The sequence below is a fragment of the Vescimonas sanitatis genome (genome assembly GCF_049060325.1).
Classification (GTDB): domain Bacteria; phylum Bacillota; class Clostridia; order Oscillospirales; family Oscillospiraceae; genus Vescimonas; species Vescimonas sanitatis.
Genome location: NZ_JBMGPW010000005.1, coordinates 36115 through 61535 on the forward strand (window position 1 = coordinate 36115; position 25421 = coordinate 61535).

The following is a 25421-nucleotide window of genomic DNA, read 5'->3' on the forward strand; positions in this document are numbered from 1 at the left end:
GGCAGCCCCTTTTTCCTTTGCGGCACAAAGTCCCATATTTTTCCTGCCGCGCCTGCGTTGACAGCCCCGTTCAAATGTGTTACAATTTGGTTACAAAAATTTTCGGAGGTATCATCATGGCTGAAAACAAAAAGCCCGAAGGGCTTGTCTATAAGAACCACCCCCTGCGCCGCGTAGACAATTTCATCTACTACGGCAGCATGGCAGACAAGTACATCGTCCTCCTGCAGATTCTCGACACCGTCAAGGAGCAGGACATGGACGTGGCCAAGCGTGTATCCGTCCAGCTTCAGCTGACCGACCCGGACCTCAAGTCCCGGGACCGCGTGGTCAAGAAATCTGAGAAGGACAGCCTCTATGCCGCCATGGATGTGGGCTGCATCTGGCTGGAGCGTGCCCTCGCCGGCAAGCTGTAAGCCATGAAGCGTATTTTTTCCGCATTAGCAGTGGCTCTGGCCACGCTGTTGGTCATCGGCGGTGACGCGGTGGTCAACTTCGGCGGTGCCGCCGCCAGCATGACCGACGCCGCCCCCGCCGTGCCCCTGACCATTGCCTCCGTCTCCGCCCTGCCCACCGACACCACTGAGCCCTCTCCCGAGACAGCACTGTTCTCCGGCCTGCTGGGCGCAGCGGCGCTGACGGCCCATCCCGGCGGCGAGACCGCCGAGGATGCCCTGCTCAACAACGAGGACGCCGCCAAGGCTGCTGCCGCACAGGCCGCCGAGGAAGAACCGCCCCAGGAGACGCCCGAGGCCGACGAGGCGCCCGTCTCCACCGCCGTTCAGGCACTGGGCGTGATCTCCGGCACCGGCGTCCGTATGCGCAGCGGCGCGGGCACCGGCTATGACATCCTCAAGACCCTGGACAAGGGCACCGTTATCGAGCTCACCGCCCAGGAGGGTGACTGGTACCGTATCTCCTTCGACGGCAAGCGCGGCTATGTGGCTGCCCAGTATGTCACCCGCTACGACACCGCCTCCGGCCTTAACGGCGCCGGACGTGTCACCGCGGACGTGCTGAACATCCGCACCGCCGCCAAAAGCGGCAGCACCTCTCTGGGCACCGTATCTCAGGGCACGGTCATTGCCGTCACCGGCATTGAGTCCGGCGGCTGGTTCGCCGTTACCTACAACGGCATCAGCGGCTATGTGGCCTCGCAGTACGTGCTGATCTGCCCCACCTCCGCCCTGACCGGCACGGCGGACAAGCCCGCCGAGAATACAACGACCGAAGGGTCTCCCGCTGAAGCACCTGCCGAGACCCCGGCAACGCCGGCCGCCTCCGCCTCCGGCAGCAGCATCGTCTCCATCGCCCAGCAGTATCTGGGCGTGCCCTACGTCTACGGCGGTTCCTCTGCCAGCGGCTTCGACTGCTCCGGCTTCACCATGTATGTCTTCGCCCAGGTGGGCATCAAGCTGCCCCACGGCGCCACCAGCCAGCTCAGCTACGGCACCGAGGTCTCCCGCAGCGATCTGCAGCCCGGCGATCTGGTATTCTTCCAGGACTACGGCTATACCGCCTCCCATGTGGGCATCTATATCGGCGGCGACCAGTTCATCCACGCCTCGTCCTCCTACTACAACGGGCACTGCGTGGTGATCACCTCCCTGTCCGAGACGTACTACAACAACCACTACCTCACCGCGCGGCGGCACTGATGCAGACAAAACACCCACGGCTGAAGCCGTGGGTGTTCTTTTTTTACAGCGCCGCCCGTTCCGAAAGCGGGCTGCATATGGTGTTCTGCAATGGACCTGTACACCGCGCCGAAGCCGCATCGCGTCACTCCGCGCTGCCGTCCGCGCCTTCGCCCTCTGCCGCCTTCTGCGCCGCGGCGATATTCACATACAGCTCCTCCGGCTTGTGGGGATGCAGCTTGATGTTGTACAGCAGCATGAACGCCGACACCAGCACCATCACCAGGCTCAGCGCCTGGCTGACGCGGATGGGATCGCCGCCGATGGTCCAGTTGAACAGGTACAGGCTGTCGGTCCGCAGCCCCTCGACCCAGAACCGTCCGATACCGTACCACAGGAAGTAGAACCAGGTGTTCTCGCCGTCGAAGCGGCGTCCCTTCGCCACGATAAAGACGATCAGCAGCAGCCCCACTACGTTCCACAGGCTCTCGTACAGGAACGTAGGATGCACCTCCACCAGCGTCCCCGCGGTGGTGGTCAGCTGCATCCGCCACGGCAGCGTCGTCTCCGCGCCGAAGGCCTCCCGGTTCATGAAGTTGCCCCAGCGCCCGATGGCCTGCCCGATCAGCAGCCCCATCACGATCAGGTCGGTCAGCGCCCCCAGCTTGAAGCCCCGCTTTTTGCTGAGCACGAAGCACACCAGCACCGCCGCGATCACGCCGCCGTAGATAGCCAGCCCGCCGTCCCATATAGCCACGGACTCCGCCCAGTCAAAGGAACCATCCGCTTTTTTGAACCGGTCCAGATAAAACAGCACATAGTACAGCCGCGCCCCCACGATAGCCAGAGGAATGCCCCACAGCACACCGTCCATCAAGTTATCCTCGGTGATTCCGTACTTTTCCTTCTGCTTCATGCAGAACCACAGCGCCAGCAGCACGCCCAGCGCGATGATGATTCCGTACCAATAAATGGCCTTTCCTCCGATATGGAAGGCTACGGACGAGCCGGTAAAGGCCCAGTCCCCGAAAAGCCCCGGAAACCGGATGGGGCTGTCCGCCATGATCCTCACGTTCATGTTATCCCTCCTTGGGCGCGATCACCGACAGCGCCATGTGCGCCCGCGTGAAGTTCTCCCGCAGGAACGCGCGCACATCCTCCGCGGTGATGTCATCGTATATCTCCGGGAAGCGGTACGGGTCATACCCCTGGAACCGCCCCTCCGCCATGGACACGGCGATGGACTCAAAGGCGTTCAGCTCCCGCAGCGCCGCGCCGAAGTTGGCGTTGACGATCCGCTTGTAATAGTCGCCGTCCACACCCTCCGCCGCCAGCCGCTGCGCCTCGTCCAGAATGGCCTCCGCCACGGCCTTCGGGTCCTTGCTGTCGCCGCCGGCATAGGCATAGGCCGCGCCGGGCAGCAGGTCGAACGCCGCGCCGAAGGAGCCGTTGATCAGTCCCTGGCTGTACAGCCGCGCATACAGCGGGCTGGACTCGCCCATGAGCACATCACAAGCCAGCTCGCCGATGGCGGCAAACCGGTGCTGCGCCTCCCCTCCGTGCTGGGGCGGGCACTTGAAGCCTACCAGGAACGTGGGCATGGCCACCTCCATCTGTGCCTCGGCATAGCCGCAGGCAGCGTCGGTACTCTCCTCCGCGCCATAGTCGCGCCGGATGATCGCCCCACTCTCCGCCGGCAGCACCCGCTTTGCCGTGGCCAGCACCGTCTCGGGGTCCACATCGCCTACCACCACCAGGCACATATTTGCCGGGGTGTAGAACGCCTTGTGGCAGTCATACAGCGTCTGCGCCGTGATATGGCTGATGCTCTCCACGCTGCCGGCCACCGGCGTCCGCGCGGGACTGCTGCGGTACAGCGCCTGCATCATCTGCTTGTACACCTGCCACTCGGGGTTGTCCTCGATCATGCCGATCTCCTGGCCGATGATGCCCTGTTCCTTCTCCACGCTCTCATCGGTGAAATAGGGCACAGACACGAAGGACAGCAGTATCTCCAGATTTTCGTAAAACTTCTCCGTAGAGTCAAAATAGTAGCACGTAATGGCGTTGGAGGTGAAAGCGTTGGGCTCCGCGCCGTTTTTCGCCAGCTCCTGCAGGGCGTTGCCGTCCTTCGTGTCGAACATCTTGTGCTCCAGATAGTGGGCGATGCCTGCCGGAGTGTCCAGCCACTGTCCGTTCAGCTCAAAGCGCATATCCATGCCGCCGTAACGGGTGGCAAACAGCGCGTACTTTCGGGAAAAGCCCTGCTTCGGCACGATGCACACCGGCAGTCCGTTGTCCAGCGTCTCCCATATCACTTCCTCGCCGATGCGGGGATACAGCTTCTTGTCCATGTTACGCCTCCTCCTTTCCCCGCAGGAAGTACACCGTATCCGGCTTCACCGTCTGTGCCGCCGCCACGATGCGCTCCTTTGTCACCTGCTCCAGCGCCGCGGCCAGCTCCTCCGGTGTCTCCTCGACCCCAGCCGCGATCTGGCCCAGATAGAAATTCTCCAGCGCACCCTGAGAGTCCGACAGTGACAGCAGCGACGCGCGGATGGCCTGCAGAGCACCCTCCTGCTCCCAGTCCTCCCAATCGCCCTGCTGCACTGCCTGCAGCTGGCGGCCGATCTCCGTCTCCGCCCGTTCAAAGTCTGCGGTCTCCACGCCGCTGGACACGGTCAGGATGCTCTTGCTGCGGGCATAGCTGCTGGAGGCGTAGTAGCACAGGCTCAGCCTCTCCCGCACGTTCAAAAACAGCTTGGAGTTGCTGGTGCCGCCGAAAATCAGATTTGCCAGCACCATGGCCGGATAGTCGTCGCTGCTGCAGCGGTAGCCCATGGCCAGCTTGCCCTGGGTCACGTCCATCGTCTCCACGATCCGCCGGGGCGTATCCGGTGCCTGTATGCGCTGCACCTCCGGCAGCGCCGTCTGGGCGCCGCGGGGCAGCGCCGCCAGCGCCGTGAGCACTGCGTCCTCCACACGCTGCGCCTCCGCGCTGCCGCAGTAGATGACCTCCACCCGGCTGGACGCCATCAGCGCCTGCCCATGGACATACAGTGACTGGTTGGTGATACGCCCGGCCGTCTCCTCGTCTCCCAGGCGCAGCACGCTGTACGGCTCGCCGGCGCACATCTCCTGCATGAGCCGGATATCCGCCCAGTCACGCTTGTCGTTCTTCAGGCCCCGAATGGCGTCGATCAGGTTGGCCTTTTCGCTCTCCACATAGCTGCTCAGAAAACGTCCCCCGTGGGTCACAGGGTCCAGCAGCAGCTCGCCAAGCATCGCCGACACAGGCTCCAGCAGCTTCTCGCCGTGGGGCGTGAAGGCATCGTCGATAAAGCCGGCAGCAAAACCCACACACTGGCGCTCACCCTTTTTGCGGACGGTATAGTCGATATTGGCGCCGTACAGCGTATCCAGCGCGGCGGACAGGCTCTCCATATCCGGGCAGCGGACGGTACCCCGCCGCAGCACGGCGGGCAGCAGCGCGTTGGCCGCCGCTGTCTCTCTCTGCAAAGGTGCGATCAGCTGCACGGTCATGCGGCTGGTTTTGAAACGTTGTGCGGGCAGATACGTCAGAAATACATCCTGCATGATCTCCCGTCGATTATCAAACATAGTTAGTACCTCCGGTGCAAATACTCATTCAGCATATAGTATACACCAAACTTTTCCAAAAGAAAAGAGGGCGTTTTTCAAAAGACGCAAAAGACACAAGTATCCCCCGGCGAAGCCGGGGGATACTCACATATTCTTCCTGATGCTGCCCAGTGCTGTCTTTTCCAGTCGTGACACCTGCGCCTGTGAGATACCGATCTCGCTGCTGACCTCCATCTGCGTCTTCCCCTGGCAGAACCGCAGCGCCAGTATGCTCCGCTGCCGCGGGTCCAACCGGGCTATGGCGTCCTTCAGCGCGATGCGGTCCAGCCAGCTCTCGTCGGTGTTCTTCTCGTCCCGCACCTGGTCCATGACGCACACCGTGTCCCCGCTGTCGGCATACAGCGGCTCGTACAAACTCACCGGATCGCTGAACGCGTCCATGGCAAACACCACGTCCTCCCGCGGAATGTCCAGATACCGCGCCAGCTGCTCCACCGTGGGCTCCCGCTGCGTCTCCACCAGCAGCGCCTCACGGGCCCGCAGGATCTTGTAGGCCGTGTCCCGCATACTGCGGCTGATCCGCAGGGCGCTGTTGTCCCGCAGATAGCGGCGTATCTCCCCCACGATCATGGGCACGCCGTAAGTCGAGAACCGCACCGGCTGCTCCACATCAAAGTTGTCGATGGCCTTCATCAAACCGATGCACCCCACCTGGAACAGGTCGTCGGCGCTCTCGCCCCGCCCCGCGAACCGCTGCAGCACCGACAGCACCAGCCGCAGATTGCCGCAGATCAGCTGCTCCCGCGCCGCTGTATCACCTGCGTGGGCGCGGCGCAGCAGCGCCGTCATCTCGTCGTTTTTCAGCACAGGCAGCTTCGCTGTGTTGATGCCGCTGATCTCCACTCTGCCCCGCATGACGCCACCTGCCTCTTTCGTGATAGTGGCAGTATTTCCCGCCGGTGCGGCGGTTATTCTCCCCGGCGAAAAGCCCTAAGATCCGACGGTATGGGACAGCCTCCGCCGCGCATATCCTGACGGCAGGAGGTGACGCCGATGCTGTGCAAATTTTCGCTGCTGCGGCGCAAAGAGGTCATTAACCTGTGCGACGGCTGCCGCCTTGGCTGCGTAGGCGACGTGGAGGTCACGGTGCCGGAGGGCTCCGTCAAGGCGCTGATCGTCTTCGGTCCCTGCCGGTTCTTCGGGCTGTTCGGCCGGGGCGAGGATTACTACATCCCCTGGGAGTGCGTCCAGAAGTTCGGCGATGACATCATTCTGGTGGATAAACCCTTCCGCCGGGACCCGCCGCCACCGCCCCGCCGTAAAAAGGGTTGGCTTTTCTGAACCATGCTTGTTAACAGCTTCTTATCACACGATCGGATTTGTTGCAGGTTCTTCTGAAATTTGTCATATGAGCGCATGATTTTCACACATCAACCCTCCATTTTTGCCGATTTTATGTGGAAAAATGTCGAAAAAGGAATTGACTTTACGGCGAAAATGCAGTATAGTAATTTTCACTACATACAGTAGGGTATTGTAGGGGTTGAAAACACTACCGCGAGGCGCAGACTGCGTCCCGCGTTTTTGCCCCTACTTAATTTTTTTGCTTTTTACCGTTTGGAGGTGTATTCCGTGACATATATGCGGCTGGGCGATCTTTTGGTTTCCTCCGGTATCATCACCGGCGAGCAGCTGGAGCAGGCCCTGGCCCTGCCCCGCGAGGACGGCCAGCGTCTGGGCGATGTTCTCATCCGGCAGGGGGTTATCTCCGAAGCGCAGCTCATTGACGCGCTGCGTGTGCAGCTGGGCGTGGACTTCGTGGACCTGACCGCCGTGTCCATTCCCGTGGAGCTGGCCAAATACGTCCCCCGGAACCTGGCCAAAAGGTTTCTCGTGGTCCCGGTAAAGCTGGTGCAGGACCGTCTGTACCTGGCCATGCACGACCCCCTGGACTTTGTGGCCCAGGACGAGGTCAAAACCGCCTCCCGCAAACGCATCATCCCCATGATCGCCACCCGCAAGGCGGTGGAGCAGGCCATCGAGCGCCTGTACGGCAGCGAGGGCACCGCCCGCGTCATCGAGGAGATGAAGCGCGAGGCCGGTGCCGGCGAGGACATCATCCCCGCCCAGATGGCCCGGGACACCGCCGACCCGGAGGCCTCCGCCCCCACCATCCGCTTTGTCAACTCCCTGATCGAGCGCGCCTTCACCGAGCGCGCCAGCGACATCCATCTGGAGCCCCAAGAGGGTGAAATGCTGGTGCGTATGCGTATTGACGGCCTGCTGCAGCGTGTGCTCACTGTGCCCGCCGATCTGCAGAACACCGTCATCTCCCGCCTGAAGATCATGGGCGGCATGAATATTGCCGAGCACAAGGTGCCCCAGGACGGCCACGCCATGTTCTCCGTCCGGGGCCACAGCCTTGATCTGCGTATCTCCTCCATGCCCACCGTCTACGGTGAGAAGATCGTCCTTCGCCTGCTGGACAAGTCCGCCCAGGTGCTGGACAAGTCCGTCCTCGGGCTGGAGGGCCGCGACCTGGACAACTACAACGCCCTGCTGAAAAACACCAGCGGCGTGGTGCTGCTGGTGGGCCCCACCGGCTCCGGCAAGTCCACCACCATGTCCAATATGCTCCGCGACCTGTCCAGCGACGCGCTGAACATCGTCACGCTGGAGGATCCGGTGGAGTACCACCTCCCCGGCGTGAACCAGTGTCAGATCAACGAAAAGACCGGCATGACCTTTGCCAGCGGCCTGCGCGCGATCCTGCGTCAGGACCCGGACATCATCGCCGTGGGCGAGATACGCGACGGTGAGACGGCCTCCATCGCCATGCGGGCAGCCATCACCGGCCACCTGGTCCTCTCTACCCTGCACACCAACGACGCCGTCTCCGCCGTCCACCGTCTGGAGGACATCGGCGTGGAGCCCTGGTTGGTGTCCAGCGCCCTGCGGGGCGTGGTCAGCCAGCGTCTGGTCCGCAAGCTCTGTCCCCACTGCAAAACGGCTTACCGTCCCTCTGCCGAGGAGCTGCTTCTTCTCGGCCTGCCCGAGGACAGCGACGTCACCTTCTACAAGGGCGTCGGCTGCCCCGAGTGCCGCCATTCCGGCTACATCGGCCGCCGCGCCGTGTTCGAGATACTGCTGCTCAATAGCCGCCTCCGTCGGCGCATCAGCCACGGCGCCGACGGCGACGAGCTGCTCTCCGCCGCCCGGCTGGACGGCTTCACCACCCTGCGGGAGAGCTGCCGCGAGCTGGTGCTTGCCGGCGTCACCTCCGCAGCGGAGGCCGCCCGCGTCATCAACACCGCCGCCGAGACCTGATTTCACAGAAAGGAGCGCCCCGCGCCCATGACCACATTCCGTTATAAAGGCCAGACCGCCGGCGGCGCGAAAGTCTCCGGTGTGCTCCGCGCCTACGATGAATTTGAGGCGGCGGACAAGCTCCGCGAGAGCGTTGCCATCATCACGAAGCTGGAGGCCGTTCCCGAGAAGAAGGAGAGCGTGCTCTCCCGCCCCGTGGCCTTCCGGGTCAAGGAGAAGGAGCTGGCGCTCCTGTGCTCCCAATTCGCCATCATTCTGGCCTCCGGGCTGTCGGTGGAGCGCTGCGTGTCCATGGTAGCCGCCCAGACCAAGAACAAATACCTCCGCCGGATGCTGGATAAGGTCTCCGAGGAGGTGGGCGCGGGCTACTCCCTTGCCCAGAGCTTCGAGAACAACGCCCCCTACCTGCCCAAGACCTTTACCGAGACGCTGCGCGCCGGCGAGCAGTCCGGCACGCTGGAGAGCTGCTTCCAGCGTCTGCATGCCTACTACGACCGTTCCGCCAAGACCAGGGCCAAGATCGTCAGCACCCTGACGTACCCTGTGATGGTCATCATCGTGGCCATCGTCGTGTTCGTCATCATCATCGCCGTGGCCGTCCCCGCCTTTACTACCGCGTTTAACGAGATTGGCAGCGACCTTCCCGGCGTCACCAAGGCTCTGATGGCCGTCAGTACCTTCTTCACCAAGTGGTGGTGGCTGCTGCTGGCCATCCTCGCCCTGCTGGTCATCGCCTGCCTGACCTTCCGCCGCACGGAGCGCGGCCGCGCCGCGCTGGCCGCCTGGAGCCTGACGCGCGCCCCGCTGCGCCGCATACACTCCATGAACGCCGCCGCCCAGTTCGCCCACAGCATGGCCACCCTGCTGGCGGCAGGTCTGCCGCTGCCCCGGGCACTGGAGGTCACCGCCAACGTCGTGAGCAACTACACCTTCTCCCTGGCGGTCCGTCAGGTCCGGCAGGACGTGGAGCGCGGCCGTCCCATGGCTGAGAGTATGTCCGCCATCGACTACTTCCCCCCCATGCTCACCGAGATGGTGGGCGTGGGCGAGCGCTCCGGCTCTCTGGAGGAGACGCTGGACGTCATCGGCGACTACTACGACAACGAGGTGTCCGTCACCACCGCGCGGCTGCTGTCCGTGCTGGAGCCCATCATCACCATCTGCCTTGCGGTGCTGGTGGTGGTGCTGCTGCTGGCGGTGTACCTGCCCATGTTCACCCTGTACGGCGGTATGTGATTCACTTTGTCATCCTCCCGGCGCGCCACCCCGTGCCGGCTGCGATATAGACCAAAAAATCTGAAAACGAAAGAGGTAGAAATCATGAAGAAACTCACCAATTAAGAAGGGCTTTACCCTGATGGAGATGCTGATCGTCGTCGCCATCATCGTCGTGCTGGTGGCCATCGCCATCCCCGTGTTCACTGGCCAGATCGAGAAGGCAAATCAAGCCACCGACGCCGCGAACGTCCGCGCCGCGTATGCCGAGGCTGTTGTAAGTGCTCTTGAGAACGACGGCAATGGCACCGCCACCACGGACTCCGTCATGAAGAGCGACAAATGGGACAAGCTCGGTGACGACAACAAGGAGATCGGCGGCGTCTCCGTCAACGACATTGCTAAGACAAAGGGCAAGACGATGACCGTCACCATTGCCAACGGCGTTGCGACGTTCAAAGCCGACACCTAATCTCATCGCATTTTCCTCCCCCCGCCCCGGCCAACCCCTGGGGCGGGGTGGAGTCCCCTGTCGTATGTTCCCGGCGCGGGACAGCCGAGGGTTGGCGGCTGTCCCGGTCCCGGGAGAACACACCACACCGAAGGAGCCTCCCCATGCTGTACACTGCCCCCGCCATCACCGTATACAGCTGCTGCATCGCCGCCCTGCTGGGCGCCTGCATGGGCAGCTTTCTCAACTGCGCCGCCTGGCGCATCGTCCATGGCGAGAGTGTCCTCCGGGGCCGTTCCCACTGCGACGTCTGCGGCCATGTGCTGGCGCCCCGCGACCTGGTGCCGGTGTTCAGCTATGTGTTCAGCCGCGGCCGTTGCCGTTACTGCGGCGCGAAGCTCTCCCCCCGCCACGCGGTGGGTGAAGCGGTGGCTGCGCTGGTGTTCGTGTCGCTGCTGCTGCGCTATGATATCTCCCTCCGGACCCTCGAAGCCTGGGCCGTGGCCTGCCTGCTGCTGGCCTGCGCCTTCGCGGACCTGGAGGGGTACATCATCCCCGACCGCTTTATCGCGGTCGGCGTTGTGCTTTTTATCGTCACCCTGTTTTTTGTCCCGGACCCGGGCAAACGGGCGCTGGACGGCCTCATCGGCGGCGTCGCCGTGGGCGGCGGCGTCCTGCTGCTGGCGCTGCTGATGGAGAAGCTGCTCCGCCGCGACGCCATGGGCGGCGGCGATATCAAGCTGCTGTTTCTCACAGGGCTGTTTCTGGGCTGGCAGAAAAACCTGCTGTGCCTGCTGCTGGCCTGCGTCGTCGGCCTCCTGTGGGGCCTTGTCCGCGCCAAGCGCGGACAGCAGGGCCTTCCCTGGGGCCCCGGCATCGCGCTGGCCGCCTGGTGCGCCGCCCTGTTCGGCCAGAACCTTATCGACTGGTACCTGTCATTGCTGTGAGCCCCCATCTCCAAGAAAGCGAGGTATTCTGTTTTGAAGAAGATCGTTGGCATTGATATCGGCGGCAGCAGCGTCAAGCTGGCCTACTTCGCCGGCAGTACGCTGAAAAAGGCCGCCATGGCCCCCCTGCCGGACAACATGGTGGCTGACGGCAGGATCTTGTCCATGGACGCCATGGCGGACTTCCTCCGCCAGGCCGCCCGGGACAACAGCATTCCCCTGACCAACGCCGCCGTGGTCCTGCCCTCCACCGAGGTCTTTACCCGCGAGCTGACCATGCCCGCCATGACGGAGCAGCAGCTGCGCTACAACCTGCCCTATGAGTTCCGCGACTTCCTTACGGACGAGAAGAGCAAGTACTACTTTGACTACTCCATGCGCGACATTCTCCGCGACCAGGACGGCTATCCCACCGAGATGACGCTGCTGGCCTGCGCCATGCTCAAGGAGACGGCGGAGCGCTACCGCGCCATGATGCGCCGCGCCGGCTTCAGGCTGCAGGTCCTCACCCCCAGCGAGTGCGCCTACGCCGGCGTGCTGGCGGCCTACTACCGCCGCACCGGCCTGCCCCAGCGGGATATGTGCATCGTCAACCTGGGCTACACCGCCGCCTATCTCTACATCTACCGCGGCGCCTTCTTCGAAAGCCGCCGGGAGATCGACCTGGGCCTGAACCGTCTGGAGCAGCTGGTAGCGGAGCACTGCGGCGTGGATATCCATGTGGCCCACAGCTATGTGCTGCAAAACTACAACGACGTGCTCTCCTCCGACTATGCCCAATCGTTTTACGCCCGCATCGCCGTGGAGGTGATGAAGGCCGTCAACTTCTTCAATTACAACAACCGGCAGCAGGAGCTCACTGACCTGTGCCTGTGCAGCGGCGGCTGCAATATTGTCCCCCTGCGTCAGGCGCTGGCCGAGACCACTCACCTGCACCTGCACACCGCCCAGGAGCTGCTGGGTGACGATGTGGCCCTGGATGAGCCGTGGATGTATCTCCGCGCCATCGGCGGCGTGGACGAGGGACTGAGAGGAGGTCTGCAATGATCGCGGAAAAGAACGGTATCACCGTGGATACGCGCACTGCCGCGCCCGCGCGGAAAATGATAAAGTGCCCCCAGAAGACCGGTATCAACCTGAACCTGCAGGAGGACCGCCAGCGTGACCGCCGGACCCTGCTCATCGGTATTCTGGCCATTGCGGCGCTGGTAACCGTTGTGGTCAACTTCGGCGTGCTCCAGCAGTACCGCCGTCTGGACAAGGCCCAGGCCGCCTACGACCGCGTCCACACCCAGTATGTGAGCGCCCAGGATGCCCTGGCCGACTATGACCGCGTCCTGCTGGAATACCGCACCTACTCCATGGACTGGATGACCGCCGCCGGCAGCGAGGACATCCCCGCCGCCGTGGACCGTCAGGCGGCCCTGGACCTGCTGGAGCAGGAGATGCTCAGCCATGGCTCCCTCACGGCGCTCCAGATCACCCAAAACACCATGAACGTGGATATGTCCGGCATGACCCTGGACCAGATCTCCGCCATGTTCGCCCGCCTGCGCCTCTCCCCCATCGTGGACAGCGTCTCCCTCAGCGTCGCCTCCACGGAGGAGGGCAAGGCCGCCACCATCATGGATTTCACCGTCCGCATCGAACTGCGCCAGCCGGAGGAGGTGTCTCAATGAACCGCGAGCTTACCAAGCGAGAAAAGACCCTGCTGCTGGTCCTGGTGGTGCTGGTGCTGGTCCTGGGCTACTGCAAGCTGTTTCTGGAGCCCATCGACCGCCAGATAACCTCCCTCCGCACCAACACCGACATCGAGCAGGCCGAGCTGGACACCGACCGTGTCCGTCTGGCCCAGCTGGAGCAGATGCAGCAGGCCATTGCCGCCATCAAGGCCTCCGGCCAGGAGCGTGCCCTGCCCCAGTACGACAACGACCAGGCCCTGATGACCGAGCTGGACAAGCTCATGGCCGCCACCCTGCAATACGAGGTGGACTGCACCGAGGGCACCACCCAGGAGGGCTATCTCGTTCTGCGCCCCGTGACGCTGACCTACCAGACCGCTTCCTACGCCCAGTCCCGCCAGATCATCGACGCGCTGAGCGCCAGCGCCAATGTCAACTTCCTCTCCAACGTGGACGTGCAGTATGACGCCGACAAAGCACAGTACAAAACCGTGCTTCACCTCATCTTTTTCGAGCTGATACCCTGACTGCGTCCCCACCATTTTTCCGCCCGCGTCCCTTTGCGGGGCAGCGTATCGATTGTGTTATGCAAAAAAAGCTCTCAAAACAGAATAATTCCGGCTTTACGCTGTCCGAAGTCCTCATCGCGGTCGCCATCCTGATCGTGCTGCTGGGCCTGGCCATGATCCCCATCACCCGCCATCAGCGCGACCTGCGCCAGACAGAACTGGACGCCAGGGCGGAGATCGTCTACCACGCCGCCCAGAACAAATTGTCCGAACTGCTGGCCAATGGCCGCATTTCCGACTGCTATGCGGAGGATCTGCAGCCCCTGAACAACACGCCGCTGGACGCCGCCGAGAGAAAAACCTCCCTGTACTATGTGACCTCCGCCGCCAAGACCGGCGAAGGCTCCGCCGCCGCGGCCATCCTCCCGGAGGACCAGGTGGACCGCCAGCTGTGGGACAACCATTGGGTGATCGAGCTCGACCCCGCCAGCGGCAGCGTCTACGCCGTGTTTTACAGTGAAAAAAACCTGACCTACGACTTTGACAGCTTCAATCCCCTGCGGTTCCGTGATGGCCGGCTGAGCGCCGGCGCCACCGTGGGCTATTACGGCGGCGACAGTGTGCAGTCCGAGATCACCGGCAAGCTGACGCCCCATATGGAGATCATCAACAAAGAGCAGCTTCTTCTGCGCGTCACCTGCGACACGCCTATGGAGCCGCTGCACTTCTATGTGACCGTCTCCGACGGCGTCCACAGCACCTCCCGCATCGAGCTGACCGGCAGCGAGGTCAAGACCGACTATCTCACCTACACCGCCACCATGGTCCTGGACTCTCTGACGGACGGTATGCGCTTCGGCCAGCAGGCCCGCTTCAAAAACAAAAATCTGACCCCCGGCGCGGACCTGACCATCACCGTGGAGGTGACGTGTGAGAACCGTCTGGTGGACTCCGCCTCCGGCACGCTGACCGCCAACAGTCTGTTTGCCGAGGTTCGCGGCGGCGACACCGCCGTTGTTACCTACGCCCGCCACCTGCAAAATCTGGACACGGCCTCCCGCTTGCCCGACAGCATCACCCGCGCCGTGCAGGAGCAGGATATCCAATTTGTCAACGAAAACGCCGACGACGGCTGGGACCGCCTGTACGGCTCCCGCACGTTCACGCCCATCACCAACAGCCGCCTGACCTACTGCGAGAGCAAGGCCACCGTGAACGGTCAGGTCTACCACCCGGTCATTTACGGTCTGACCGTGAACACCACCGGCGACGGCGGTCTTTTTGCCGCCTTCTCCGGCACGCTGAAGAACCTGCGCCTTTGCGGCGCCGACATCACCGCCTCCGGCAATGCCGGCGGCCTGGCCGGCCGTCTCAGCGGCAATACCGAGATCCTCGACTGTCAGGTGTATCTCAGTCCCACCCGCGACAAACTCAGCACCAAGACCGAACAGGACATCTGGCTCCGCGGCAGCACGGCGGGCGGTCTGGCAGGCCGCTGCGACGGCACGCTGACCATCCGCCGCAGCTTCGCGGCTACCGTGATTCAGGGCGTCCGCTATGCCGGCGGCCTGGTGGGCAATACGGACAGCGCTGCTCTGACTGTGGACCATTCCTACGCGGACTGCTACCTGTATGCCGCCGCCAATAACGGCGTCGCCGGCGGCCTGATAGGCGCCTGCAACGGCACCGCCAATATCGCCCTGTCCAACTGCTACGCCGCCGGCTTCCAGAGCGCCGGCACCACCGCCGGTCTCTCCGGCGGCGAGCTCTCCGGCGGTGACAGACTCAAGGCCTGTTACAGTGCCTGCGTCCGCCTGGGCACCGACATGAAGCTGACCTACTCCACCGCCAAGCCCCCTGCTGCCGGCACGGCTCCCGCCGATATAGACGCTGTCTATTACCTGTTCCCCAGCCGGAACGATCTGTCCGGCACCAGCTTCATCAATTACGCCAAATGGAGCGGCCAGAACCGTACTGAGGGTGTCAAGGCTCTGGGTACCGCCTTTACCGCGGAGACAAGCGACACCGTGGCCTACAACCTCATGGACAACATGGGCCTGAGCACCTACTCCTACCCCCGGCTCACCGGTCTGCCCCACTACGGCGACTGGCAGGCGGATTTCGAGTCCGGCGCGCTGGCCTACTATGAAAAATACAGCGACGGCACCTACGGCTTCCTGGGTGCCAACCGCTCCACCCTCCGTTCCGGCGGCACCGTCGTGGATGACGGCTACGGCATGGTCTACCGCGCCCAGCCCACGGACGCCATCACCGTTGCCTATACCCTGGGCGATACGGCACGCACCGCCACCCTGTGGAATTCCATCAAACTCGACAGCGAATACTGGCTGGTACGCCTGCCCGACGAGTTGGTCTATACCAGTGAGGTGTCCCCCGCCTTCTACCGTCAGGTGACGGTGGATGACATCTCCTACTTTTTCAATCCCCACTTCGCCTGCCGCGTGATCCAGGGCGCCGCCCTGCCCAGCGCCCCGGCGGAGATCGGCCTCCGCACGGCCCGTCATCTGCACGACCTGAGCCTGTATTACGATACCTACCGTACCCTGCTGGACAAGACAGCCGTCTTCCGGCAGGAGCGCCCCATCGACTACAACAGCTACGCCCGTCCCACGGTGCACACGCAGCCGCCTATCGGTGCCGCGGACGGCAAGCCTTTCATCCACACCTACGACGGCGGCGGCTATACCATCGCAGCGCCCTCCTTTACCGGCGCCGTCAACACCGACGGCACCAGCTATGCCGGTATGTTCGGTCTGAACCGGGGCACCCTGCGCAATATCATACTGCTCACCGCCAATAAGGATCGTACCGTTTCTCTGGAAGGTCAGCTCTCTCTGCAAACCGCCTGCATCGGCGCCCTGACCGGCTGCAACGAGGGCACGGTCTACAACTGCGCCGCCGCGGGCTTCTCCGTGAACGGCGACGCCCGTCACGGCAGTATCCTGTATCTGGGCGGCCTGGTGGGACGCAACAGCGGTACGGTCCGCGCCTCCGGCGTCAGCGCACCGCGCCTTTTCGCCAATAGCCTGTACGCCACGCTCTGCGCCGGCGGCTTCGCGGGCGGCAACAGCGGCGTCGTCCAGCAGTGCTACGCCATGGCCGACATTGAGATCGGCACGATCAACGGCGGCGGCGTGACGCTGGGCGGCTTTGCCGGCAGCAACACCGGCTCCCTCCGCGCCAGCTACTGCGCCACAGCCATGACTTCACCCAATGCGGATATTCACGGCTTTGCCCCCACTGCCGGCGGCGTATCCGGCTGCTGCTACCTCAACGGCGGCACATACCGCTTTGTAGACAGCGTTCACCTGTACCAGTACACGGACAGATCCGGCGCGGCTCCGGTGAACGAGCCGGCCCTGCGCGGCATGAGCACCCGGCTGGGCGGCTTTGGCGCCGTCTCCGCCGCCAATACCTTCCAGCACGATAAGACCCTGGACTCCGCCGGCAAGGCCTACCCCTATCCCGGCATCGTCGCCGGCCACGACGGCAGCCGCGTCCATTACGGCGACTGGGTGACCCCTGCCGATATGGGCGTTCTGGGCCTGCTGTACTGGGAATATGAGTCCAAGCCCACCGGCAGCGGCTACTATTTCTCCTCGATCGGTGTCGAGGACGGCGAATACAAGGCCAACAGCAGTCTCTGTGTCTCCCATGACGACGGCGGCACCGTCACCGCTTACGGCTACGGTTACTATTGGTCCGCCGGCAGCACCACTGAGCCTGCGCTCTCCACCGGCATCACCGTGACCGGCACTCGCTATACCGAGGCGGCCGATGACCTGCACCGGCAGATGCCGGAATTCAATTTCGTCACCTACAAGACCTCCGATAACGGTCTGCACCTGACCAGCGGCACCCAGGCCAACGATGCCTGGACGCTGACCCACGAGGACGCCGCGCTGACCTACACCGTCAGCCCCTTCTTTGCCGACGCCTTCGCCCTGTCCTCCAACAATGCGCCGGGAACGGCCTCCAAGCCCTACCAGGTACGCTCCATAGAGCAGCTGCAATACATTAACTGGAGCTATATCGACAGTCAGGGCAGCACGACGCGCGATGTCACAGGCAGTAATAGTGACTACAAGTACTACCCCTATCTGCAATACACCAACCGCCGCGGCAATGCGCTGCAGACAAAGGCGATGGCGCTGGCCGGCGACAGCACCGGCGGCCCCCGTCCTATCCTCACCTGGCAGCAGACCCACGACCTCAACGGCGCAGGACACGGCACCGCCGCCGACGGCACGGCCGCAAACTACGACTTCCACCCCATTGCCGGCGCGGTGAACAACGGCCAGTTGAACAGGGGCAATGAAACCTATGATCTGACGCTGTACAACTGGTTCGGCGGTATCTACGACGGCGGCAACTACTACATCAAGAATGTGAACATCACCTCCCATTGCTACAACGTGGGTCTGTTCGGTACCACCGCCGGCGCGGAGATCAAAAACATCGTGCTCTACAGCGACAACGACGCCGTTATCCAGCGCAAGACCGACGCCACCCCCGCCTCCGGTGCCACCGGGCCGGAGAATTACGCCACCTCCTACGCCCTGGGCGGTCTGGTAGGCATTGCCTACGACTATGATGAAAACCTGAAGGACAAGACGAAGGTCAGCACCATCAGCAACTGCGCCATTGCCGGCTACACCGTGACCGACAACAGCAAAAACCGGCAGTTCGTGGGCGAAGCCGCCATCGGCGGGCTGGTGGGCGTATCCAGCGCCAATCTGAACAGGTGCTCCGCCGTGGTCAAGCTGAATATCAACTGTACCCACCGCTACGCCAGTGAAACAAACACCGGCGCCATGAACAAGGCCCAGTGGGGCAACTATGTCCGCGTGGGCGGCCTGGTGGGCGGCGTCCGCTATGATGTGTCGGACTGCTACACCGGCGGCAGCATCACCGTCGCCAACGATCTGCTGAACGAGCGCATCCTTACCGGTGAACCCAACACCTCCTTCGTGGATCGCTATGAGAAGACGCCTAAATCCGTCAAAATGACCCAGGGCGGCGCAGAGGCCGGCCCGGACACCTACGTGTACATCGGCGGCATCGGCGGCAGCGGCTTCTCCGCCACCTTCTCCAACTTCTCCGGCAGCAAGGACGGCCAACCCACCTACAACAACTGCTACACCTACATGACCTTCCCTGCCATGGAGGGCACCATCACCGGCATCTCCCTCATCGGCAGCATCGCCGACCGCGCCGGCGTGAACGGCGGCACCGCCCGGCTGACCATCAACAACTGCTACTACCTGGACAGCAGCGCCGCGATCTACTTCGGCAACCTCCCCACCTTCTACGGCAAGTCCACCCAGTCCAATGGGCAGTACACCTACTACTCCCTGGCCACCCTGCTGAGCACCGATACCGCGCGGATGGATATGCTCCGTGGCAAGCTGAGCTATCTGTCCAAGTACACCTGGAACACCGGCAGCAGCCCCTACAACATCAACGACCTGACAGCCCTGAGCTACGAGCAGATGTCCGGCCGTGCGGACATCGACGGAAAGAGCTTCACCGCGCTGCTGAACGGCGGCAGCGACGACGGCAGCTTCCACTGGGTCACCACGGAGGAAAACGGCCAGTCGGCCCACGGCAAATACAGCTTCCCCGGCAGTGCGGCAGCCCTCCGCGGACAGGACTACCCCTTCCCCACCGTATTGACCCAGGGCACCGCCTGCCTGCACTACGGCGAATGGCCCTCCCGCGGCCTGTACTGGAGCAGCGGCGTCCTTTCGCTGGACCGTATCACCACCCCCAACGCCACGCTGTCGCTGCACTTCACCCAGGACACCGACGCTGACGCCACACCCACCATCACCTGCTCCCGCGAGGGCATCGTGGACGTCTCCGTACCGCAGGCACAGACGCCCCCGGCAGACGTCAGGCACAGCTACGCTGTGACCCTCACCGGCCTGTCGGTCGGCTCTACCGAGGTCTTCGCCACGCTGGGCGGCTATACCGCCCGACTGCTGGTGAGCGTCACCTCCACGCTGGACATCTCCGTGGACGGCCTGCCCGGCGATGACTTCTTTGTCGGTGACACCTGTAATTTAACGCTCACCGCCCGCGACAGCCGCGGCAGCGCACTGGATGTCGAATGGACAGTCACGCCCCAGCACGGTGACAGGGTCCTCACGGCCTCTGCCCCCGCCGTTGATGCCGGCGGCACGGTCTCTGTCACCCTCACCGCCACTGGTGAGGGCGAGGACCGCACCATGGTCACCGCCACTTACACTGCCCCCGGCGGCGAGACCTTCACCAGCCAGTTGCCCCTTGTGATCCCCGTCCGCATGCAGGGCGTGCTGGGCATCGCCAACACCTCCGGCGAACCCTCAGTCTACTGGCAGGGCGTCATGGATCGGGACGGCACGGCCTTCACGGACGACGTGCCCTCCGGCGCCCCCTACACCGACACCCCCGCCTACACCGGCGCGCCGCTGTACCTGTACGGCCAGGGCAGCGCCGCGGACCTGACGGCCGCCAACGAGGACGGAAGCTACCGCTTCACCCTCTCCGCCGCTGCTGTCACTGTGGGCGCCGGCACCGACGCCGTGACTTACGACGCCCTCTCCGGCACGGCGGATTACCGCATCATAGAGGGCGCGCCCCAGAGCCTGACGGACACCCTGTTCACCGTCCGGCCCCTGACCGTCAAGGGCAAGCAGGCGGGCCCCGTGACGCTCACTGTCACCCTCATGGACACCGAAGGCCACGCCTTCACCCTGTCCATTCCCTACACCCTGACGGAGGAGGACACCCGGGTGACCGCCACCCTCCGGGTGGATGAGCAGGCACTCACCCTGTCTGTCCCCTACGGCACAGCGCCGGCGGCAGAAGCCCTGTCCCAGCTGCTGACGGACAACGGCATCTCTCCGGACACCATCGACAGCTGGACCCCGGACATCACCCAGCCGCTGTATGCCGACACGGCCTTCACCGCCGTGCGCAAAACGACGGACAGCGGCGGCGCCCCCACCGTCCCGGACGCCGATACCCCCGCTTCCGGCAGCAAGGACCCGGAGGACACGCCCTCCGATGATCCATCCGCCCCGGACAGCAGCAGTTCCGGCACCGATCCCACGCCCGAGCCGTCACCGGACACCCTTCCATGACCCACCGCAGAAAGGAGGCCCTCCCGTGCACAAACTGAAAAACCAACAGGGCGCCACGCTGATGATGGCCCTCCTTCTGCTGCTGGCCGCCAGTATGGTCAGCGCGGTGATCCTCACCGCCGCCACCTCCTCGGCCCGCCGTCTGGAGAATGACCGGGCTGCCCGGCAGGCGTATCTGACGGTCAGCTCCGCGGCCCGTCTGCTGCGTGATGATATCCTGAACGCCTCCTTTGTCCAGGAGACGGTGAAAACCACCTATACCGATGACACCTCCACCGAAACGAGCCGCGAAACGACCTCGCCCACCGGGTTTACGGCCGCATGGCTCAAGGCCGGCAAGGCCGCCGTGGACAGGGACAGCGGCAAAAGCTTTACCGACACCATCACCCTATCCGTGGACGGGCTGGATGATGTCTCCGCCGTCTTTACCATGGCGCCCAATTACGACATCACCATCGTCCTGCACCTGGCCGACGGCGGCGACAGTGACTGCCGCCTGGTGCTGACGCTCCGCGAAAACAAGGCCGATCCCACTGTCAGCACCGTCAGCGGCGGCGGTCTCTGGGTCCGCGATGTCACCACGACCACAACAACGATCTCCTGGTCGCCGGACAACGCCACCATCGAAAAGGAGGCGGTCGTATCAAAAAGCTGAACAGCACCCACGGCGAAACGCTGGTAGAGACGCTGGTCTCCATCCTGATCATCGTACTGACCTTCGTGTTTCTGACCACCGCCGCCGTTTCCGCCGCCAAGATCAACGCTAAGGTCCGTTCCGCCGACATCTCCTTCCACTATAGCAACGCGGTGTCGAACGGCACCGCCGCCCTGACTGCCTCCGGCGGCGGCACCCGCAGCGGCCGCACCACCGTGCAGGTCTATGAGGACAACGGCTGCCTCTATTACGAGGAGGTCATGCCATGAACAAGCTTCGTGACCGCCGCGGCTTCACCCTGACGGAGCTGCTGTGCGCCGTTCTCATCGTCCTGCTCGTCAGCGCCCTGCTGACCGTGGGCGTCCGCTTCGCCGGCCGCACCTACAACAGCTCCATGCAGCTGTCCGAGGCCCAGGAGCTGTGCTCCACCCTTACCAGCGTTATCAGCGACAAGCTGCGCTTCTGCGGCACCGTGACCCCCGGCGCGGACGGCAGTCTGGACCACATCTTCATTCAGGACCTGGGCAGCGTGGAGGGCGAGGGCGCCGCCTTTCAGGTGGATGCCGACGGCCAGCTCACCCTGGGCAGCACCAGACTGCTCAGCAGCGCCGCCTATCCCCGGGGGCTCCGGGTCCGCGATGTCAGTCTGCGCTACGACAGTGCTTCGGGCATCTTTACCGTGACCCTTCAGGTGGGCACTGTCGACAGCACCCTGGCCGAGACAGACTTCGAGGTCCGGCGCTTAAATCACACATGAAAAAAAGCACCCCCTGCGGGGTGCTTTTTCTCACTTCTTAAAGCTGTCCTTCAGCGACACACTGCGGTTGAACACCATGTGCGCCGCGGAGCTGTCACGGTTGTCCAGGCAGAAATAGCCCACACGCATGAACTGGAACGTAGGCGCGTTGACGCCGGTGCGGTCGGCCTGCTTGTCGAACGCCTCCGCCACCTTCCGCATCTCCGGCTCCACCTTGCAGCCGGTGAGCACCGTAAGGCTCTCCGGGTTCAGGCAGTCCAGGAAGTCCTTGTCCGGGCCGTCGGGCTGCTCGTCGGAAAACAGGTTGTCGTACAGCCGGACCTCCGCGTCCATGCAGTTCTCCGCGTCCACCCAGTGGAGCGTGGCACCCTTGACCTTGCGGCCGTCGGCGGGATCACCGCCGCTGGACTCCGGATCATAGGTGCACAGCACCTCGGTGACGTTGCCGTCCGCGTCCTTCACACAGCCGGTACACTGCACCAGATACGCGCCCTTCAGGCGGCACTCCGGACCGTTGGGGGTCAGTCGCTTGTACTTGGGCACCGGGACCTCCATAAAGTCCTCCGCCTCGACCCACAGATGGCGCGAGAAGGTGATCTCATGGGTGCCCTGCGCCGGGTCGGTGGGGTTGTTCTCCACCGTGAATACCTCGCTCTTGCCCTCGGGGTAGTTGGTCACCGTCAGCTTCACCGGGTGCAGCACCGCCATGGTGCGCTCCGCGTGGGCGTTCAGGTCCTCCCGCAGGCAGTGCTCCAGGAAGCCGTACTCAATGGTGTTGGGGGACTTGGCCACGCCGATGCGCTCGCAGAAGCTGCGGATGGCGGCGGCGGTATAGCCCCGGCGGCGCAGGCCACACAGGGTGGGCATACGGGGGTCGTCCCAGCCGGAGACATAGTTCTCCTCCACCAGCTTGCGCAGCTTCCGCTTGGACATCACCGTATGGTCGATGCCCAGCCGGGCAAACTCGATCTGCCGGGGATGGGCGGGCAGCTCACAGTGCTCGATGACCCAGTTGTACAGGGGCCGGTGCGCCTCGAACTCCAGCGAGCACAGGCTGTGGGTGATGCCCTCCAGCGCGTCCTGAATGGGGTGCGCGAAGTCATACATGGGATAAATGCACCACTTGTTTCCCTGCCGGTGGTGGCTCATGTGGTTGATACGGTAGATGACCGGATCGCGCATATTGAAGTTGCCGCTGGCCAGGTCGATCTTGGCCCGCAGCGTCATGGCGCCGTTGGGGAACTCCCCGGCCCGCATACGGGCGAACAGGTCCAGGCTCTCCTCGATGGGCCGATCCCGGTAGGGCGATACGGCGGGGATGCCGATGTCGCCGCGGTTGGCCTTGAACTCCTCCGGTGTCAGCTGGCACACATAGGCCAGCCCCTTTTTGATCAGCAGCACCGCCTGGCGGTAATCCTCCTCAAAGTAGTCGCTGCCGTAGAAGAACCGATCGCCCCAGTCGAAGCCCAGCCAGTGGATGTCCTGCTTGATGGCCTCCACGAATTCCTCGTCCTCCTTGGTGGGGTTCGTGTCGTCCATACGCAGGTTGCACAGGCCATTATACCGCTCGGCGGTGCCGAAGTCGATGGTCAGCGCCTTGCAGTGTCCAATATGCAGATAGCCGTTGGGCTCCGGCGGGAAACGGGTGTGGACGGTCATTCCCTGGAACTGACCACCCTCTGCGATGTCCTCGTCGATGAAATTGATAATGAAGTTTTTGCCGGACTCCTCCGTTTCGGGGGTCTTGATTTCCTCGGCCATGATCTTTCTCACACTCCTTGTATGTCGTAATATTGTGCAAAAGCAATTTTTAATTATAACCGCCCATGAGGGGAATTGCAAGAGGTTTGCCCTCCCTCCTGCAAAAAACTCACAGGGCGTCAAATTCCTCCCGGGTCAGCAGGATATCCAACGCCTCCAGAAGCCCGTTGGCGGTCAGCCGTGCGGGCAGACCCAGCTCCCTTTGCAGCGTTGCCCGCCTTTCGGCGGAGCCGGGGCCGATCAGTCCCTTGTCCAGAAGATCCGCCTTCGTAATACCGGCGGAGCGGCGGGGTGCGTCCTCCCCCTCGAAGGTGGCACCGGCGCGGCGAAGAGCGTCCGTCAGCACCTGCGGCGTCATACCTTCCACGCCCAGCTTGCCCTCCTTCCCCGGCTTTCTCTTGCGCTTCTCCTTGCCGTACACGTCGGGGACATACGCCTGCTTTACTCTGTCCGGGGGCAGCAGCCCCTTCAGGTGGCTGCGGAGCACGAAGCCCGCGCCGTCCGGGTCGGTCAGCAGGATCACGCCCCGCGCCTCCGCCAGACGGCGGAGATACGCCGCCTTCTCCCGGTCGTTGAACAGGGCGAAGCCGCCCACCTCCACCACGGCGGCGTCCACCGCCTGCAGGAGCGTATTTCTGTCGTACCGCCCCTCTACTACGATGACTTCCCTGACCCTCGGCTTCACTTCACACCTGCCAGTTCCATGAGAAATAGCTTCAGTTCGCCCTCATTGTCCATGTTTCGTTCGCTTTTCATGCGATGATCCAGCGTCTGGCAGCGCTTCACCGCCTCACGGCACCAACTGCGCCGCACGCCTCTGGCTGACTGCATCAGCTTTTTGGCCGGGTAATCGGACTTCATGCGCCACAAATCCTTCAGCCACAGCACGTCCTTGTCACCGTCGATCGCCAGCCGGGCTGTGTACAGCTGCCGCAGCGTCTTTCCCAATGCCGCCAGAATGCGGATAGGTTCCTCCTGCATCCGCAGCAGCTCTGCAAGGCATTCCGCCGCCTTGTCATAGTCACGAGCCGCCACTGCGTCCGTCATGTCGAACACCCGCGCGTCCAGCACAGGGTCCGCCACAGCGGCGATATCCGCCGCTGTGATTTTCGCTCCCCTGGCATAGGCGGCGATTTTGGCGATTTCCGGCACCAGACCGGTCATCAGGCTGCCGCAGGTGAACAGCAGATGGTCTACCGTGACCGCATCGATTTCCTTCCCGGCAGCGGCAAAACGGCGGCGCACCCACTTTTGCAGCTTCTGCTGGCCCTGCTGGGCAAACTCGATCACCTGGGCGCGCTCCGCCAGGGCGGCGGTGAGCTTCTTCAGCTTGGCGTCGGTCTTATAGGGTATCTGCCGGTACAAAAACACCAGCGTGCAGTACACCGGGAAGTCCCCCAGCAACGCCACCAGCGCACCCCGCTGGGCCTCGTCCAGCCTGAACAGGTCCATATCCTCCACCGTGACCAGGGTGCGCTCCGCCATCATAGGCATGGCCTCCGCCGCCTCGACGACCTCCTGCATAGTCAGGCCCTTGCCTGCAAGCCTGTGATAGTTGAACTCCTCAAAGCCCGCCGGCACAAGCCGTGCTTGCAGCTCCGCCACCGCCTGCTGCATCAGGTACGTCTCCTCGCCGTGGAATATATAGACATTCCTCACGGCGCCGCTTTGCAGCGCGTCGTGGAATTCCTCATAACCGGGGGTCTTTTCTTTTTTCTCCTTTGCCATG

21 protein-coding genes are annotated in these 25421 nt (G+C 63.4%); 14 read left to right on the plus strand and 7 right to left on the minus strand.

The window, feature by feature from the left end; all coding sequences use genetic code 11:
* Positions 1-116: 116 nt before the first annotated feature.
* Together ACOMDU_RS07340 and ACOMDU_RS07345 are read left to right on the plus strand one after the other, a co-directional pair.
* Positions 117-416 carry a hypothetical protein gene (locus ACOMDU_RS07340; RefSeq protein ID WP_022136205.1) on the plus strand — a complete coding sequence of 100 codons (300 nt, stop codon included), beginning with the start codon at positions 117-119 and terminating at the stop codon, positions 414-416.
* A gap of 3 nt (positions 417-419) precedes the next feature.
* Complete coding sequence (locus tag ACOMDU_RS07345) at positions 420-1658, plus strand: C40 family peptidase (RefSeq protein ID WP_421129747.1); 1239 nt, start codon at positions 420-422, stop codon at positions 1656-1658.
* Between the two features lie 124 nt (positions 1659-1782).
* Here ACOMDU_RS07345 and lgt read toward each other — a convergent pair whose 3' ends face one another.
* The 4 genes from lgt to sigG all read right to left on the minus strand — a co-directional run bounded on the left by lgt (position 1783) and on the right by sigG (position 6155).
* Positions 1783-2715: a prolipoprotein diacylglyceryl transferase gene (lgt, locus tag ACOMDU_RS07350; protein ID WP_421129748.1), complete on the minus strand. Its 933-nt coding sequence runs from the start codon at positions 2713-2715 to the stop codon at positions 1783-1785.
* Position 2716: 1 nt separating this feature from the next.
* On the minus strand, positions 2717-3991 hold the full coding sequence (gene yfmH / locus ACOMDU_RS07355) for an EF-P 5-aminopentanol modification-associated protein YfmH (RefSeq protein WP_421129749.1): 1275 nt from the start codon (positions 3989-3991) through the stop codon (positions 2717-2719).
* A 1-nt stretch (position 3992) separates the two neighbouring features.
* Positions 3993-5258 (minus strand): EF-P 5-aminopentanol modification-associated protein YfmF, encoded by a 1266-nt coding sequence (gene yfmF / locus ACOMDU_RS07360; RefSeq protein WP_421129750.1) that lies wholly within the window; start codon positions 5256-5258, stop codon positions 3993-3995.
* Positions 5259-5384: 126 nt separating this feature from the next.
* A complete protein-coding gene (sigG, locus tag ACOMDU_RS07365; protein ID WP_421129751.1) occupies positions 5385-6155 on the minus strand; it encodes an RNA polymerase sporulation sigma factor SigG in 771 nt (256 codons plus the stop codon).
* A 138-nt stretch (positions 6156-6293) separates the two neighbouring features.
* Here sigG and ACOMDU_RS07370 point away from each other — a divergent pair, with 138 nt between their 5' ends.
* From ACOMDU_RS07370 to ACOMDU_RS07425, 12 genes are all read left to right on the plus strand, one after another.
* Entirely contained in the window at positions 6294-6581 is a 288-nt protein-coding gene (locus ACOMDU_RS07370; protein WP_022136199.1) for a YlmC/YmxH family sporulation protein, read from the plus strand.
* 300 nt (positions 6582-6881) lie between these two features.
* Complete coding sequence (locus tag ACOMDU_RS07375; RefSeq protein WP_421129870.1) at positions 6882-8567, plus strand: GspE/PulE family protein; 1686 nt, start codon at positions 6882-6884, stop codon at positions 8565-8567.
* A 27-nt stretch (positions 8568-8594) separates the two neighbouring features.
* The gene (locus tag ACOMDU_RS07380) at positions 8595-9803 is read left to right on the plus strand and encodes a type II secretion system F family protein (RefSeq protein WP_421129752.1); all 1209 of its coding nucleotides are present in this window, start codon (positions 8595-8597) and stop codon (positions 9801-9803) included.
* Between the two features lie 100 nt (positions 9804-9903).
* Positions 9904-10254, plus strand: coding sequence for a prepilin-type N-terminal cleavage/methylation domain-containing protein (locus ACOMDU_RS07385; protein ID WP_421129871.1), 351 nt, complete (start codon positions 9904-9906; stop codon positions 10252-10254).
* A 143-nt stretch (positions 10255-10397) separates the two neighbouring features.
* Positions 10398-11180: a prepilin peptidase gene (locus ACOMDU_RS07390; RefSeq protein WP_421129753.1), complete on the plus strand. Its 783-nt coding sequence runs from the start codon at positions 10398-10400 to the stop codon at positions 11178-11180.
* A gap of 33 nt (positions 11181-11213) precedes the next feature.
* Positions 11214-12227: a pilus assembly protein PilM gene (gene pilM, locus ACOMDU_RS07395; protein ID WP_421129754.1), complete on the plus strand. Its 1014-nt coding sequence runs from the start codon at positions 11214-11216 to the stop codon at positions 12225-12227.
* The gene (locus tag ACOMDU_RS07400) at positions 12224-12859 is read left to right on the plus strand and encodes a hypothetical protein (protein WP_421129755.1); all 636 of its coding nucleotides are present in this window, start codon (positions 12224-12226) and stop codon (positions 12857-12859) included. Before pilM ends, ACOMDU_RS07400 begins: the two co-directional genes overlap by 4 nt.
* Entirely contained in the window at positions 12856-13389 is a 534-nt protein-coding gene (locus ACOMDU_RS07405) for a hypothetical protein (RefSeq protein ID WP_421129756.1), read from the plus strand. Before ACOMDU_RS07400 ends, ACOMDU_RS07405 begins: the two co-directional genes overlap by 4 nt.
* 59 nt (positions 13390-13448) lie before the next feature.
* Positions 13449-20519 carry a type IV pilus modification PilV family protein gene (locus ACOMDU_RS07410; protein WP_421129757.1) on the plus strand — a complete coding sequence of 2357 codons (7071 nt, stop codon included), beginning with the start codon at positions 13449-13451 and terminating at the stop codon, positions 20517-20519.
* Between the two features lie 25 nt (positions 20520-20544).
* On the plus strand, positions 20545-21174 hold the full coding sequence (locus ACOMDU_RS07415; RefSeq protein ID WP_421129758.1) for a hypothetical protein: 630 nt from the start codon (positions 20545-20547) through the stop codon (positions 21172-21174).
* A 65-nt stretch (positions 21175-21239) separates the two neighbouring features.
* Complete coding sequence (locus ACOMDU_RS07420; protein WP_421129759.1) at positions 21240-21443, plus strand: hypothetical protein; 204 nt, start codon at positions 21240-21242, stop codon at positions 21441-21443.
* Entirely contained in the window at positions 21440-21931 is a 492-nt protein-coding gene (locus tag ACOMDU_RS07425; protein ID WP_421129760.1) for a type II secretion system protein, read from the plus strand. The genes ACOMDU_RS07420 and ACOMDU_RS07425 overlap by 4 nt, the downstream gene beginning before the upstream one ends.
* Positions 21932-21961: 30 nt before the next feature.
* On the opposite strand, the gene ACOMDU_RS07430 is transcribed toward ACOMDU_RS07425, so the two are convergent.
* The 3 genes from ACOMDU_RS07430 to holA all read right to left on the minus strand — a co-directional run bounded on the left by ACOMDU_RS07430 (position 21962) and on the right by holA (position 25420).
* Positions 21962-23692 carry a glutamine--tRNA ligase/YqeY domain fusion protein gene (locus ACOMDU_RS07430; protein WP_421129872.1) on the minus strand — a complete coding sequence of 577 codons (1731 nt, stop codon included), beginning with the start codon at positions 23690-23692 and terminating at the stop codon, positions 21962-21964.
* A gap of 109 nt (positions 23693-23801) precedes the next feature.
* Positions 23802-24377, minus strand: coding sequence for a ribonuclease M5 (locus ACOMDU_RS07435; protein ID WP_421129761.1), 576 nt, complete (start codon positions 24375-24377; stop codon positions 23802-23804).
* A complete protein-coding gene (gene holA / locus ACOMDU_RS07440; RefSeq protein WP_421129762.1) occupies positions 24374-25420 on the minus strand; it encodes a DNA polymerase III subunit delta in 1047 nt (348 codons plus the stop codon). The genes ACOMDU_RS07435 and holA overlap by 4 nt, the downstream gene beginning before the upstream one ends.
* Position 25421 lies beyond the last annotated feature (1 nt).

Bases quoted from the DNA above. Each gene is read 5' to 3' on its own strand.
- ACOMDU_RS07430 (WP_421129872.1), bottom strand. From the start codon at position 23,692: ATGGCCGAGGAAATCAAGACCCCCGAAACGGAGGAGTCCGGCAAAAAC.
- ACOMDU_RS07390 (WP_421129753.1), top strand. From the start codon at position 10,398: ATGCTGTACACTGCCCCCGCCATCACCGTATACAGCTGCTGCATCGCC.
- ACOMDU_RS07345 (WP_421129747.1), top strand. From the start codon at position 420: ATGAAGCGTATTTTTTCCGCATTAGCAGTGGCTCTGGCCACGCTGTTG.
- ACOMDU_RS07340 (WP_022136205.1), top strand. From the start codon at position 117: ATGGCTGAAAACAAAAAGCCCGAAGGGCTTGTCTATAAGAACCACCCC.
- lgt (WP_421129748.1), bottom strand. From the start codon at position 2,715: ATGAACGTGAGGATCATGGCGGACAGCCCCATCCGGTTTCCGGGGCTT.
- holA (WP_421129762.1), bottom strand. From the start codon at position 25,420: ATGGCAAAGGAGAAAAAAGAAAAGACCCCCGGTTATGAGGAATTCCAC.
- sigG (WP_421129751.1), bottom strand. From the start codon at position 6,155: ATGCGGGGCAGAGTGGAGATCAGCGGCATCAACACAGCGAAGCTGCCT.
- ACOMDU_RS07400 (WP_421129755.1), top strand. From the start codon at position 12,224: ATGATCGCGGAAAAGAACGGTATCACCGTGGATACGCGCACTGCCGCG.
- ACOMDU_RS07375 (WP_421129870.1), top strand. From the start codon at position 6,882: ATGCGGCTGGGCGATCTTTTGGTTTCCTCCGGTATCATCACCGGCGAG.
- ACOMDU_RS07405 (WP_421129756.1), top strand. From the start codon at position 12,856: ATGAACCGCGAGCTTACCAAGCGAGAAAAGACCCTGCTGCTGGTCCTG.
- ACOMDU_RS07380 (WP_421129752.1), top strand. From the start codon at position 8,595: ATGACCACATTCCGTTATAAAGGCCAGACCGCCGGCGGCGCGAAAGTC.
- ACOMDU_RS07410 (WP_421129757.1), top strand. From the start codon at position 13,449: ATGCAAAAAAAGCTCTCAAAACAGAATAATTCCGGCTTTACGCTGTCC.
- ACOMDU_RS07370 (WP_022136199.1), top strand. From the start codon at position 6,294: ATGCTGTGCAAATTTTCGCTGCTGCGGCGCAAAGAGGTCATTAACCTG.
- yfmH (WP_421129749.1), bottom strand. From the start codon at position 3,991: ATGGACAAGAAGCTGTATCCCCGCATCGGCGAGGAAGTGATATGGGAG.
- ACOMDU_RS07425 (WP_421129760.1), top strand. From the start codon at position 21,440: ATGAACAAGCTTCGTGACCGCCGCGGCTTCACCCTGACGGAGCTGCTG.
- yfmF (WP_421129750.1), bottom strand. From the start codon at position 5,258: ATGTTTGATAATCGACGGGAGATCATGCAGGATGTATTTCTGACGTAT.